12 protein-coding genes and 1 tRNA gene are annotated in these 13,039 nt (G+C 72.6%); 3 read left to right on the forward strand and 10 right to left on the reverse strand.

Features of this window, described 5'->3' with window-relative positions; translation table 11 throughout:
* Positions 1–86 precede the first annotated feature (86 nt).
* Entirely contained in the window at positions 87–1,550 is a 1,464-nt protein-coding gene (gene glmU, locus ACLQ2X_RS05835; protein ID WP_425679887.1) for a bifunctional UDP-N-acetylglucosamine diphosphorylase/glucosamine-1-phosphate N-acetyltransferase GlmU, read from the reverse strand.
* 103 nt (positions 1,551–1,653) lie between these two features.
* A tRNA-Gln gene (locus ACLQ2X_RS05840) sits at positions 1,654–1,725 on the reverse strand.
* Positions 1,726–1,846: 121 nt separating this feature from the next.
* Here ACLQ2X_RS05840 and ACLQ2X_RS05845 point away from each other — a divergent pair.
* Positions 1,847–2,515, forward strand: coding sequence for a TetR family transcriptional regulator (locus ACLQ2X_RS05845; RefSeq protein ID WP_425679888.1), 669 nt, complete (start codon positions 1,847–1,849; stop codon positions 2,513–2,515).
* Between the two features lie 15 nt (positions 2,516–2,530).
* Here the strand turns inward: ACLQ2X_RS05845 and ACLQ2X_RS05850 are convergent, their stop codons facing one another.
* The 6 genes from ACLQ2X_RS05850 to ACLQ2X_RS05875 all read right to left on the reverse strand — a co-directional run bounded on the left by ACLQ2X_RS05850 (position 2,531) and on the right by ACLQ2X_RS05875 (position 8,430).
* Positions 2,531–3,004 (reverse strand): DUF4383 domain-containing protein, encoded by a 474-nt coding sequence (locus ACLQ2X_RS05850; RefSeq protein ID WP_425679889.1) that lies wholly within the window; start codon positions 3,002–3,004, stop codon positions 2,531–2,533.
* Between the two features lie 116 nt (positions 3,005–3,120).
* Positions 3,121–3,576, reverse strand: a complete 456-nt coding sequence (locus tag ACLQ2X_RS05855) for a DUF4383 domain-containing protein (RefSeq protein WP_425679890.1) — start codon at positions 3,574–3,576, stop codon at positions 3,121–3,123.
* A gap of 97 nt (positions 3,577–3,673) precedes the next feature.
* Positions 3,674–5,473, reverse strand: coding sequence for an ABC-F family ATP-binding cassette domain-containing protein (locus ACLQ2X_RS05860; protein ID WP_425679891.1), 1,800 nt, complete (start codon positions 5,471–5,473; stop codon positions 3,674–3,676).
* A gap of 65 nt (positions 5,474–5,538) precedes the next feature.
* Positions 5,539–6,492: a 4-(cytidine 5'-diphospho)-2-C-methyl-D-erythritol kinase gene (locus ACLQ2X_RS05865; protein WP_425679892.1), complete on the reverse strand. Its 954-nt coding sequence runs from the start codon at positions 6,490–6,492 to the stop codon at positions 5,539–5,541.
* Positions 6,493–6,575: 83 nt separating this feature from the next.
* The gene (gene rsmA / locus ACLQ2X_RS05870; RefSeq protein ID WP_425679893.1) at positions 6,576–7,445 is read right to left on the reverse strand and encodes a 16S rRNA (adenine(1518)-N(6)/adenine(1519)-N(6))-dimethyltransferase RsmA; all 870 of its coding nucleotides are present in this window, start codon (positions 7,443–7,445) and stop codon (positions 6,576–6,578) included.
* 79 nt (positions 7,446–7,524) lie between these two features.
* Entirely contained in the window at positions 7,525–8,430 is a 906-nt protein-coding gene (locus ACLQ2X_RS05875) for a TatD family hydrolase (protein WP_425679894.1), read from the reverse strand.
* A 102-nt stretch (positions 8,431–8,532) separates the two neighbouring features.
* On the opposite strand from ACLQ2X_RS05875, the gene ACLQ2X_RS05880 reads away from it, so the two are divergent.
* Positions 8,533–9,384 (forward strand): alpha/beta fold hydrolase, encoded by an 852-nt coding sequence (locus tag ACLQ2X_RS05880; RefSeq protein WP_425679895.1) that lies wholly within the window; start codon positions 8,533–8,535, stop codon positions 9,382–9,384.
* Between the two features lie 57 nt (positions 9,385–9,441).
* Here the strand turns inward: ACLQ2X_RS05880 and metG are convergent, their stop codons facing one another.
* On the reverse strand, positions 9,442–11,244 hold the full coding sequence (metG, locus tag ACLQ2X_RS05885) for a methionine--tRNA ligase (protein ID WP_425679896.1): 1,803 nt from the start codon (positions 11,242–11,244) through the stop codon (positions 9,442–9,444).
* Between the two features lie 115 nt (positions 11,245–11,359).
* Between metG and ACLQ2X_RS05890 the strand changes: the two genes are divergently transcribed.
* The gene (locus ACLQ2X_RS05890; protein WP_425679897.1) at positions 11,360–12,181 is read left to right on the forward strand and encodes a hypothetical protein; all 822 of its coding nucleotides are present in this window, start codon (positions 11,360–11,362) and stop codon (positions 12,179–12,181) included.
* 12 nt (positions 12,182–12,193) lie between these two features.
* Here the strand turns inward: ACLQ2X_RS05890 and rsmI are convergent, their stop codons facing one another.
* The gene (gene rsmI, locus ACLQ2X_RS05895; RefSeq protein WP_425679898.1) at positions 12,194–13,033 is read right to left on the reverse strand and encodes a 16S rRNA (cytidine(1402)-2'-O)-methyltransferase; all 840 of its coding nucleotides are present in this window, start codon (positions 13,031–13,033) and stop codon (positions 12,194–12,196) included.
* Positions 13,034–13,039: the final 6 nt, after the last annotated feature.

The raw sequence follows: 13,039 nt of genomic DNA on the forward strand, positions 1-13,039 counted from the left end.
TCCGGCGGCGGTGGGGCCGGGGAGTGTGCGGTTGCAGTATCCCCCGGGTTCACCGGCTCACCCATTGCCCGGCGGTCCCCGTGGGTTCAGTCACCTTCGCTTGCGGGGGCACCGGAATCCGACGCATCCTCGCCGGCCCGCCGCGCCGCCTCCGCGGCGTCCGTGCCGGCCCGCTTGTGCAGCACCCAGCCGTCGACGTTGCGCTGCTGACCCCGGGCCACGGCCATCGCGCCCGGCGGCACGTCGGCGACGATCACCGAGCCGGCCGCGGTGTACGCGCCGTCGCCGACCCGCACCGGCGCGACGAACATGTTGTCCGCCCCGGTACGCGCGTGACTGCCGATGGTGGTGTGGTGCTTGCGTACCCCGTCGTAGTTGACGAAGACCGTCGCGGCACCGATGTTGCTGTGCTCACCGATCGTCGCGTCCCCCACGTAGGACAGGTGCGGCACCTTCGAGCCCTCGCCGATCGACGCCTTCTTGGTCTCCACGAACGTGCCGACCTTCGCCTTGCGGGCCAGCCTCGACCCCGGCCGCAGGTACGCGTACGGGCCGACGCTGGCCTGCGGGCCCACCTCGGCGCCCACCGCGTGGCTGCGCACCACGCTCGCCCCCTCGGCCACCACGGTGTCGACGAGCGTGGTGTCCGGGCCGACGAGTGCGCCCTCGCCGACGGAGGTCACGCCCTGCAACTGCGTGTTCTGGTCGATCACCGCGTCCCGCCCCACGCTCACCGTCACGTCGATCCAGGTGGTGTGCGGGTCGAGGATGCTCACCCCGGTCCGCATCCAGCCCTCGTTGACCCGGTCGCGCAGCAGCCGGCGCAGCGCGGCCAGCTCGACCCGGTCGTTGCAGCCCAGCGTCTCCACGTGGTCGGCGGCGCAGTGCACCGCCACCGGCTCGCCCGCGTCGCGCAGCAGCGCGAAGACGTCGGTCAGGTATTCCTCGCCCTGGTCGTTGTCGGTGGAGAGCTTGCCCAGCGCCTCCCGCAGCCGGGCCAGGTCGAACGCGTAGATGCCGGCGTTGATCTCCCGCAGCGCACGCTGCTGGGGCGTGGCGTCGCGTTCCTCGACGATCTGCTCCAGCCGCCCCTGCACGTCCCGGACGATCCGGCCCAGCCCGGTCGGGTCGGGCACCTCGGCGGCCAGCACGGTCGCCGCCGCCCCGGCGCTCTCGTGCGCCTCGACGAACGCCGCGACGGTCTGCGGGCGCAGCAGCGGCACGTCGCCGTTGATCACCACGACGGTGCCGGCCGTGTCCGGCAGCGCGTCCAACGCGATACGGACCGCGTGCCCGGTGCCGAGCTGACGCTCCTGGAGCACCGGCGAGGCGCCCGGGGCGACCTCGGTCAGGTGCGCCCGGACCTGGTCCGCGCCGTGCCCGACCACCACCACGGTGCGGTCCGCGGCCAGCGGCTCGGCCGCGGCCAGGACGTGCCCGAGCAGCGTCCGGCCGAGCAGCGGGTGCAGCACCTTGGGCAGGGACGACCTCATCCGCTTGCCCTCACCGGCAGCGAGCACGACAACGGTGCGGAGGTGGGGCTGGGGCACGACGTGGCTCCCGTCGGGACGGCGACAGTCTCGCGGTCATGCTAACCAGAGCAGAGCGCAGGGTGCCGGGTACCCCGAGAAGGGTGCCTGTACCTGGAAATTGCTCGGCCGCCAGGATTCGAACCTGAAACACAAGAACCAAAATCTTGGGTGTTGCCAGTTACACCACGGCCGAAGGAACGCTGACAGCTTAGCGGGTGTCGTCCACTCCGGGAGGGATCGGATCCGGCGCCCGCGCCCGCGCCCGCCAACCGGGCGGTCCGCCGCCGGACGCCGGAACTGGCAGGATGGGTCGGGTGACCGACGTTCCCGGCAACGATCGCGCGCGCCGGCGGCCCGCACCGCCGACGAAGCCCTCCCGGGTGCGGATGTCCGCGACGCAACGCCGTGAGCAGCTGATCGCGATCGCCCGGCAGATCTTCGCCGAGCGGGGCTTCGACGCCACCTCCATCGAGGAGGTGGCAGCGCGGGCGAAGGTCTCCAAGCCGGTGGTCTACGAGCACTTCGGCGGCAAGGAAGGGCTCTACGCGGTGGTGGTGGACCGGGAGGTCCGTTCCCTGCTGGACCGGATCACCACGGCGTTGACCGCGGGGCATCCGCGGGAGTTGCTGGAGCAGGCCGCGTTGACGCTGCTCACCTACATCGAGGAAGAGACCAGCGGGTTCCGGGTGCTGGTCCGGGAGTCACCGCTGATGTCCGCGACGGGCAACTTCAGCAGCGTGATGAACGACGTGGCGCACCAGGTGGAGCACATCCTGGGCGCCGAGTTCTCCAGCCGCGGCTACGACCCGAAGTTGGCGGAGCTGTACTCCCAGGCGCTCGTCGGCATGGTGGCGCTGACCGGTCGGTGGTGGCTGGAGGTCCGCCAGCCACGCAAGGAGACGGTGGCGGCGCATCTGGTGAACCTGGCCTGGAACGGGTTGTCGCACCTGCACATGACGCCCGGGCCGATCACGTCGGACTGAGCGGTCGGGCCGGTTTCACCTGTGGCCCTCGGCGATCGGGTGGTAGCGCCGCTGGCGCTCCTCCTCGGCGTGCTCCGGCGTACCGACCTTGTCGTAGAGACCGGTGGCGAGCAGGATCAGCCCGAACAGCAGCGACACGATGACCGTGGACATCGAGAAGTTCAGGAAGTTCGCCGAGGTCTGCAGCACCGACATCATGAGGATGCCGGTGACCAGGAAGACCACGCCGGCGGTGAGGTTCATGTAGTGCCCGAGGTTGTTGCGCCGGGATGCGCCGATCAGCAGCACCGCCCCGAAGATCACCGAGACGATCGAGAAGGCCAGGTTGGTGCGCAGACCGAGCACCCAGTTGCTCTCCCGGCCGAACAGTCCCTCGCCCCAGGTCTGGACGACGCCGAAGACGCCGAAGACCAGGATGTAGAGGCCGATGAGACCGGACAGCACCCGGTAGAGCGGTCGCGCGGGGTGGTTCACCGGGAAGTGCGCCATGGAACCCCTCCAGCCATGTGACTGATTCGGGGCAATTCTCCCCCGGCGGGCGCGCCCCCGTCCCGGGAAACGCCGAAGGTCCGGCGCGGGCGCGCCGGACCTTCGGGTGGATCGGTTCAGAGCACCAGGCGGGCCTTCTGCCAGGCCTCGTGCTCGTCGTCGGAGCCGACCTTGCTGTACATGCCGACCATCAGGAGCACCAGGGCCAGGGTGAGCACCACGATGACCGTCATGATCGAGAAATTGAGGATGTTCGCCTCGGTCTGGATGAACGCCAGCGCGGCCAGGCCGATCACCATCAGCGTGTAGGCCAGCCACTGGTTGATCGCCACGTCCAGGTTGCGGCCGATCGCGGTGCCCACCAGGATCACCACGCCCACCAGCACTGACACCAGCGAGAAGGCCATGTTGGTGCCCTGCCCGAGGACCTTCGTGTCGTCCTGCGCGAGGAAGTCGTTGCCGGCGCTGGCGATGACGCCGAGCGCACCGAAGACGACGAAGTACAGACCAACGAGCCCGCCGATCGCCCGGTAGATCGGCCGCGCGGGGTGGTTGACGGGGGTGTGGGCCATCTCTGCGTCTCCAAAGACCGTTCGGACGAGGGTTCCGCGAGTGATTGTCCCGTACGCCGGTCAGTGACGCCGCACACCCCCCACCCCCGCGGGCAGGTCAGCCGCCCGGCAACTCCTCGGCCAGCCCCAGCCAGGTCTCCTCGGTGCGGTCCCGCTCCGCCCGCACCTCCTTGAGCTGGGCGTCCAGCTCGGCGACCCGGGAGTAGTCGGTGGCGTGCGCGGCGAGCTGCTCGTGCAGGCCCGCCTCCTTCTGCTCCAGCTTGGCGATCTGCCGTTCCAGCTTGTTGAGTTCCTTCTTCGCGGTGCGTACCTCGGCGGCGGACATGCCCTCGCGGGCCGCCCCCGTCGCCGTCGGGGTGAGGTCGGCGGGCGCCGGGCCGTCGACCGCGGCGGCCCGCGCCAGATATTCGTCGACGCCGCCGGGCAGGTGCACCAACCGGCCGTCGCCGAACATGCCGAACGCCACGTCGGTGACCCGCTCGATGAGGTAACGGTCGTGGCTGGCCACCACGATCGTGCCGGGCCACGAGTCGAGCAGGTCCTCCAGCGCGGCGAGGGTGTCGGTGTCCAGGTCGTTCGTCGGCTCGTCGAACAGCAGCACGTTGGGCTCGGTGGCGAGCAGCCGCAACATCTGCAGGCGGCGGCGCTCACCGCCGGACAGGTCGCTCACCGGGGTCCAGAGCCGCCGGTCGTCGAAGCCGAAAACCTCGGCGAGCTGGGCGGCGCTGATCTCCCGGTCACCGAGCTGCACCCGGCGGGCCACCTCCTCGACCGCCTCCAGCACCCGCAGGTGGCCGGGGAGTTCGGCGAGTTCCTGGGACAGGAACGCCGGCCGTACGGTCTGCCCGGCGGCGAAGCGCCCGCCGTCCGGGTGGGACAGCCCGGCGAGCATCCGCAGCAGGGTGGTCTTGCCGGCACCGTTGCGGCCGAGGATCGCCACTCGGTCGCCCGGTCCCACCTGCCAGGTCGTGTCGCGCAGGATCTCCTTCGGACCGGCGTGCAGGCTGACGTGTTCGAGGTCGTACACCTGCTTGCCGAGCCGGGCGGTGGCGAGCCGCTGCAACGACATGGTGTCGCGGGGCTCCGGCACGTCGGCGATGAGCGCGTTCGCCGCGTCGATGCGGAACTTGGGCTTGGAGGTGCGGGCTGGCGGGCCCCGGCGCAGCCAGGCGACCTCCTTGCGGAGCAGGTTCTGCCGGCGGGCCTCGGTGGCGGCGGCGACCCGTTGCCGCTCGACACGGGCCAACGTCCACGCGGCGAAACCGCCCTCGTACGCCCGGACGGTCTGGTCGGCGACCTCCCAGGTGGCGGTGCAGACGGCGTCGAGGAACCAGCGGTCGTGGGTGACCACCACGAGCGCGCCCTTGCGGGTGACCAGGTGCCGGGCCAGCCAGTCGACCCCGCCGACGTCGAGGTGGTTGGTGGGCTCGTCGAGGACGAGCAGGTCCGCGTCGCGCACCAGCAGCGCGGCGAGCGCGACCCGGCGGCGTTCCCCACCGGACATCGGGCCGACCTGGGTGTCGAGGCCGAGGTGGGGCATGCCGAGGCCGTCGAGGATGGCGCGCACACCCGCGTCGCCGGCCCACTCGTGCTCGGCGCCCATGCTCTCGCCGAGCCACGCGGTGCCGAGAACCACGTCCCGCACGGTGAGCTCCGGGGCGAGGTCGAGGCGCTGCGGCAGCCACGCCACCCGCAGGTCGCGGCGGTGGGTGACCCGGCCGTCGTCGGGTTCCTCGGTGCGGGTGAGCAGCCGCAGCAGCGTCGACTTGCCGGCGCCGTTGAGGCCGACCACACCCACCCGGTCGGCGTCGTCGAGGCCGAGGGAGACGTCGGTGAGCAGCGGCCCGGCGGCGCCGTACCCCTTGGACACCCGGTCCAGGTTGACGATGTTGGCCACAGCCCCACCTTTCACGACTCAGGCGCCCCGAGAGCCCGGGACGCCTGAGTCAAGGGTACGGGTCCTCAGACGACGCGGGCGCCGGCCACCGGGCCGTGCGCGACCCGCGCCTGCCGGCACACCCCCGCGGCGGCGAGTTCGGCGGCGATCCGCCCGGCGTCGGCGGCGCCGGCGGCGAGGAAGACGCATGTGGGTCCGGAGCCGGAGACGATGCCGGCGAGCGCACCGGCTGCCTCGCCCGCCTTGAGGGTCTCGGCCAGCGCCGGGCGCATAGCCAGCGCGGCGTCCTGAAGGTCGTTGCCGAGCGCGGCGGCGAGCACCCGCGGGTCCCGCTGCCGTAGCGCGGCGAGCAGCACGTCGGTGCTGCCCAGCGGTTGACCGGCGGCCCCCGCGTCGCGCAGCCGGTCCAACTCCCGGTAGGCGGCCGGGGTGGACAGGCCGCCGTCGGCGATCGCCACCACCCAGTGCCAGGAGGTGGGGCGGGCCAGCACCGGGCTGACCGCCTCACCGCGGCCCGTGCCCAGCGCGGTGCCGCCGTGGATGAGGAACGGCACGTCGGAGCCGAGGTCGGCGGCGATGCCGGCCAACTCGTCGCGGGACAGCCCGGTGCCCCAGAGCGTGTCGCACGCGACGAGCGCGGCGGCCGCGTCGGCGCTGCCGCCGGCCAACCCGCCGGCCAGCGGGATCTGCTTGCGCAGGTGCAGCCGGGCGTGCGGGGCGACACCCGCGTAGCCGGCGAGCGCGTGCGCGGCGCGCATCGCCAGGTTCGAGTCGTCGAGCGCCAGCTCACCGGTGCCCTCGCCCTCCATGGTGAGGGTGAGGGTGTCGCCCCGCCGGGCGGTCAGCTCGTCGTAGACCGAGATCGCGTGGTAGACGGTGTTCAGCTCGTGGTAGCCGTCGTCCCGCAGCGGACCCACCCCGAGGTGCAGATTGACCTTGGCGGGCACCCGCACCTTCACCGGGCCGCTGGTCCCCCGCCGCGGCCCGTCCTCGTCCTCCGGTCGCCAGGCCTCGGTCACCGGGTGAACTCCCGGGAACGCGGGCGGTCGTCGAACGGCTTCTGCACGGTCAGCTCCTCGGCGGGTCGGGCAACGGCGCCAGCCTACTGCTCGACGGCGGGGCCGTCCGGGGCCGACGCGGCGACGGCGGCGAACTGCTCGACGGTGAGCGACTCGCCCCGGGCCCCCGGATCCACCCCGGCGGCGGTGAGCGCGGCGGCGGCCCGGTCCGCGCCGCCGGCCCAGCCCGCCAGGGCGGCGCGAAGCGTCTTGCGGCGCTGGGCGAACGCGGCGTCGACCACCGCGAAGACCGCCCGCCGGGGCACGTCCGGCCGGGGCGGCTCACGCCGGGTGAACGCGACCAGCCCCGAGTCGACGTTCGGCACCGGCCAGAACACGTTCGGCGGCACCTTCCCGGCGGCGCGGGAGCTGGCGTACCAGGCGAGCTTGACCGAGGGGATGCCGTACACCTTGGAGCCGGGGCCGGCGACGAGCCGGTCGGCGACCTCCTTCTGCACCATCACCAGGCCGTGCCGCAACGTGGGCAGCTCGGCGAGCAGGTGCAGCACCACCGGCACGGCCACGTTGTAGGGCAGGTTCGCCACCAGCGCCGTCGGCGCCGGGCCACCCAGGTCGGCGGCGGCGATCCGCAACGCGTCCGCCGGGTGGACGGTGAGCCGCTCGGCGTGCGGGCCGGCGAAGCGGGCGGCGGTCGCCGGCAGCGCGGCGGCCAGCACCGGGTCGAGTTCCACCGCGTGGACGTGCGCGGCGACCGGGAGCAGGGCGAGGGTGAGCGAGCCGAGGCCGGGACCGACCTCGAGCGCCACGTCGTCCGGGGTCAGCCCGGCCGTGGTGACGATCCGGCGCACGGTGTTCGGGTCGTGCACGAAGTTCTGGCCGAGCTTCTTGGTCGGCGTGACGCCGAGACGCGCGGCCAGTTCCCGGATCTCCGCCGGGCCGAGGAGTCCAGTCACGCCCCGTAGCGTAAGCGCCCCCGCCCCGAGGTAAGGAAGGGCCCCTTCTTAACGCCTCGCGATATGAAAGGGCCCCTTGTTAACGCCACGGGCCGAACGCGCGCTCACCGTTCGTGGACAGGGCGGCGCACAACGCGTCCAGGTCGGTGCCGGTGGTCCCGGCGAGGAAACGGACCGTCAGCGGAATCAGGTACGACGCGTTGGGCCGGCCCCGGTGCGGCATCGGGGTGAGGTAGGGCGCGTCGGTCTCCACGAGCATCTGCTCCGGCGGGGTGACGAGGGCGGCCTCGCGCAGCGCCGTGGCGCTGCCGAACGTCACCGTGCCGGCGAAGCTGAGCAGGAACCCGCGGCGGACGCATTCGCGGGCGAAGTCGGCGTCGCCGGAGAAGCAGTGCATCACCACGGTCTGCGGTGCGCCCTCGTCGTCGAGCACGCGCAGCACGTCGGCATGGGCGTCCCGGTCGTGGATGACCAACGCCTTGCCGTGTCGCTTGGCGATGGCGATGTGCGCCCGGAAGCTCTCCTCCTGCGTGGCCCGCCCCTCCTCCCCGGTACGGAAGAAGTCCATCCCGGTCTCGCCGACGCCGCGTACCCGGTCCCGGCCGGCGAGCGTCTCGATCTCGCGCAGCGCCTCGTCCAGGTCGGCCAGCCGGGGCGCCTCGTTGGGGTGCAGCGCCACGGTCGCGAGCACCGGGGCGTACCGGTCGGCGACGTCGGCGCCCCACCGGGACGACTCGACGTCCACGCCGACCTGGACGAGCCGGTCCACGCCGACCCGGGCGGCGACCGCGATGGCGGCGGCCACCGGGTCGTCGCCGGCCGCCCCGCCCGGTGGCGTACCGAACTCGCCGACGGTGATGTCGAGGTGGGTGTGGCTGTCCAGCACCGGCACGGTCAGCGGTTCGGGGGCGGGTGGGAACTCCCCGGCCCGGCGGGCGGCGCGCTGCTTGCGGGTTTCGGTCTGCTCGGTCATCGCGGCCAGCATCACACACCGGCCGGCGGCCACCCCACCGGCGGCACGAATAGCCGCCGGCAGGTGGGGAAGGCGAGTGCGTCCGAAGAACCCGCGCGAGGGGGAATTTCCGACATGCCTTTTGTGACCGTCGGTACGGAGAACTCCGCACCCGTGGACCTTTACTACGAGGATCACGGTTCCGGCCAGCCGATCGTGCTGATCCACGGCTTCCCGTTCAACGGGGCGAGCTGGGAGAAGGTGAGCGGTTCACTGCTCGACGCCGGGTACCGGGTGATCACGTACGACAGGCGTGGATTCGGCAACTCGGCGCAGCCGGCCACCGGGTACGACTACGACACGTTCGCGGCCGACCTGGACGTCCTGGTCAGCGAGCTGGATCTGCGCAACGCGATCCTGGTCGGGCACTCCATGGGCACCGGGGAGGTCACCCGCTATCTGGGCGCGTACGGGTCGGACCGGGTGGACCGGGCGGTGTTGATCGCGCCGTTGGCGCCGTACCTGTTGCAGACCCCGGACAACCCGGAGGGGGTGGAGCAGAGCCTGTTCGACGGGTTCAAGCAGGCCATCCTCGCGGACCGGTTCGCCTATCTGACCGACTTCTGCGACGCGTTCTTCGACGCGGGCGGGAAGCGGGAACGGTCGGTGAGTGACCAGGCCTACCACGCGCACTGGCAGATCGGCACGCAGGCGTCCGCCAGGGGCACCCACGACTCGGTGGACGCCTGGTTGACCGACTTCCGGGGCGACCTGCCGAACATCGACGTACCGGTGCTGATCATCCAGGGCACCGCGGACGCCGTGCTGCCGTACCCGAAGACCGGCCAACGGTTGGTGAACATGCTGCCCGACGCCCGGCTGGTCACGTTGACCGGTGCCCCGCACGGCGTCCCGTGGACGCACGCCGGCGAGGTCACCCGGACGGTGCTGGACTTCATCGGCGCGCCGCGGATGGCCACGGCCTGACCGGCGGACGTCGCGCGGCCCGGGGGTGTCACCCCCGGGCCGCGGTCGCGTCCGTGCTCAGCCGGCCAGGCGGGCCAGTTCCTCGTCGACGATGGACGGGTCGAGCTTGCGGAACACCGGCTTCGGCGCCGCGAGCGGTCGGCCGGCTTCCAGGGGTACGGACTCCCAGCGCGCGCCGACCGTGTAGTCGCCGGTCAGCACCGGGTAGGCCGGGCCGCCGTCGAGGTCGTCGACCTCCTCGACGACAGGCATCGGCGCGTGCACGCCGGTGCCGCCGAGCAGCTCGTGGATCTTCTGGGCGGAGTGCGGCAGGAACGGGGTGAGCAACGTGTTGGCGTCGCTCACCACCTGGAGCGCGACGTGCAGGATGGTGCCCATCCGGGGCTTGTCGTCGTCGCCCTTGAGCTTCCAGGGTGCCTGCTCGGAGAGGTACTTGTTGGCCTCGGCGACGACCTTCATGGCCTCGCCGATGGCCTGCTTCTGCCGGTGTCGGGCGATCAGGTCGCCGACCACGCCGAAGCCGGCCTGCGCGGTGTCCAGCAGGGCGCGGTCGGCGTCGGTGAGGCCGGCCGGGTCGACCGGCGGGATCGCGCCGAAGTTCTTCGCCGCCATCGACACGCAGCGGTTGACCAGGTTGCCCCAGCCGGCGACCAGTTCGTCGTTGTTGCGGCGCAGGAACTCCGCCCAGGTGAAGTCGGTGTCGTTGCTCTCCGGGCCGGCCACGGCGATGAAGTAGCGCAGCGCGTCGGCGTCGTAGCGTTCGAGGAAGTCCCGGACGTAGATGACCACCTTGCGGGAGGAGGAGAACTTACGCCCCTCCATGGTGAGGTATTCGCTGGAGACGACCTCGGTGGGCAGGTTGAGCCGGCCGAGTTCGCCGGGCTCGCCGTCGCGGGAGCCGTCGCCGGAGTAGCCGCTGAGCAGCGCCGGCCAGATCACCGAGTGGAAGACGATGTTGTCCTTGCCCATGAAGTAGTAGGAGCGGGCGTCCTTCCCTTCGGCGTCGGCGGACCACCACTTGCGCCACGCCTGCGGGTCGCCGGTGCGGCGGGCCCACTCGATGGACGCGGACAGGTAGCCGATGACCGCGTCGAACCAGACGTAGATCCGCTTGTCCGGGCGGTCGCGCCAGTCGTCGAGCGGGATCGGCACCCCCCACTCCAGGTCGCGGGTGATGGCCCGGGGCTGGAGGTCGTCGAGCAGGTTGCGGGAGAACCGCAGGACGTTGGGCCGCCAGCCGTCCCGGGTGTCCATCCACTGCCGCAGCGCGTCGGCCAGGGCGGGCAGGTCGAGGAAGAAGTGTTCGGTCTCCACGAACTCCGGCGTCTCGCCGTTGATCTTCGACTTGGGGTCGATCAGGTCGATCGGGTCGAGTTGGTTGCCGCAGTTGTCGCACTGGTCGCCGCGCGCGCTGTCGTAGCCGCAGATCGGGCAGGTGCCCTCGATGTAGCGATCGGGCAGCGTCCGGCCGGTGGACGGGGAGATCGCCCCGGTGGTGACCTTCGCGACGATGTAGCCGTTGCGGTGCAGGCCGGTGAACAGTTCCTGCACCACGGCGTAGTGGTTGCCGGTGGTGGTGCGGGTGAACAGGTCGTAGGACAGGCCCAGCGCCCGCAGGTCCTCGGCGATGACCCGGTTGTAGCGGTCGGCCAGTTCGCGCGGGGTGACCCCCTCCGCGTCGGCCTGCACCTGGATCGGGGTGCCGTGCTCGTCGGTGCCGGAGACCATGAGCACGTCGTGACCGGCCATCCGCATGTACCGGGCGAAGACGTCGGAGGGAACGCCGAAGCCGGAGACGTGGCCGATGTGGCGCGGACCGTTGGCGTAGGGCCAGGCGACCGCGGCGAGAACGTGACTCATGAGCGTCAAGCCTAGTGATTGCCGTGGGCGGCCCGCGAACCAATAGGGCGGACGCCGCGTTTTGTCGCCGACACGCGGAGAGGGCTGCCGGTTGATTCCGGCATACCGGTGTGAAATGAACATCGTGACCAGCAGACCTGCGGCGTCCGGGCCGTCGGCCACCCCCCGGCGGTCGGCGTCGGCGGCCGGGCCGGGCGTCGCCCCGCAGCCCCGCCTCGACCCGACCGACCGGCAGGTGGAGGTGGAGCCGACCACCGGAGCCCCGGTGGACGCCGTGCCCCGCCGGGTGCCGGTACGCGAGCCACGGTGGCAGCGCGGGGCCGTTTCGGCGGGCAACTGGGCACCGATCGAGGAGGTGCACTGGGACGGCACGCCGCTGCGCGACGAGCCACGGCGACGGCACCGCCGCCCGCCCGCGCGCCGGGTGCCGCCCCGGCCGCCGCTCCCGCCGAACCCGCCGGCCGGCCTCGCCGCGCTGCTGGCGTTGAGCCTGCTCGCCACGTTCTTCGCCTGGGTGAGCGTGGGCCCGCTCTGGCTCGCGGTGGGGCACTCCAGCGGCGGCACCGTGATGATCACCGAGTGCGTGGGGAACGGCCTGACCCAGCGGTGCCGGGGGATCTTCCAGGCCGACCGCGACCGGTTCCAGGTTCAGGGGGTACGGGTCAGCGGGGTGCCCACCGGTTCCACCGTCACCGGCAGCGTGCTGCCCGCCCGGATGACCGGCCCGGACGGCGCCACCGCGTACGCGGACACCGGCGCGGGCCGGCACCTGCGCTGGATGCTCGGGCTCGCGGCGGTGGTCGGCTGTGCCGCGGGGATCGCCAGGTGGACGGGCGCGACCCGGCTGACCGACGACCGGCAGCGCCGCCGGGCGGTGCTCCTGGCCCTGGCCGGCCCCCTGTTGCTCACGCTGGGGTTCCTGGCCGCCGCCTGGTGAGGTGTCTTCCTTTCAGCTGTGCACGATCGTGTAGACGTCGCGGCGGCGCAGGCCGTACGCGGTGGCGACCTCGGTGATCGCGTCCCGCCGGGACAGCCCGGCGGCCTCCCGCCCGGCCACCGCCGCGCGCAGCGTGTCGTCGTCGGGCCGGACCGCAGGCGCCGCCGGGGCACCTGCCACGACCAGGGTGATCTCGCCCCGGGGGTCGCCGTCGGCGGCCCACGCGGCCAGGTCGCCCAGCGGCCGGTGGACCACTTCCTCGTAGGTCTTGGTCAGCTCCCGGCACAAGGCGGCGGGCCGGTCCGCCCCGAACGCCTCGGCCATGTCGGCGAGCGTCCCGGCGATGCGGTGCGGCGCCTCGAAGAACACGAGCGTCCGGTCCTCGGCGGCCAGCGCGCGCAGTCGGGAGCGCCGGGCGCCGGGGGTGCGGGGCGGGAAGCCCTCGAAGCAGAACCGGTCGCAGGGCAGCCCGGACAGTGCCAGCGCGGTGGTGACCGCGCTGGGCCCGGGCGCGGCGGTGACCGGGACACCGGCGTCCAGGGCGGCCCGGACCAGCCGGTAGCCGGGGTCGGAGACGCTCGGCATGCCGCCGTCGGTGACCAGCGCGACCGTGTAGCCGGCGGTGAGCACGTCGGCCAGTTCCGGGGTACGCCGTTCCTCGTTGCCCTCGAAGTAGGAGACGATCCGGCCGGGCACGGTCACGTCCAGGTCGCGGGCCAGACGGGTGAGCCGCCGGGTGTCCTCCGCGGCGACCACGTCGGCGGTGGCGAGCACCTCGCGGAACCGGGCGGACGCGTCGGCCGGGTTACCCAGCGGCGCACCGAGCAGCACAAGCCGCCCTACCTCGGACATTTCCCC

The sequence above is a fragment of the Micromonospora sp. DT31 genome, from assembly GCF_049841795.1.
Taxonomy (GTDB): domain Bacteria; phylum Actinomycetota; class Actinomycetes; order Mycobacteriales; family Micromonosporaceae; genus Micromonospora.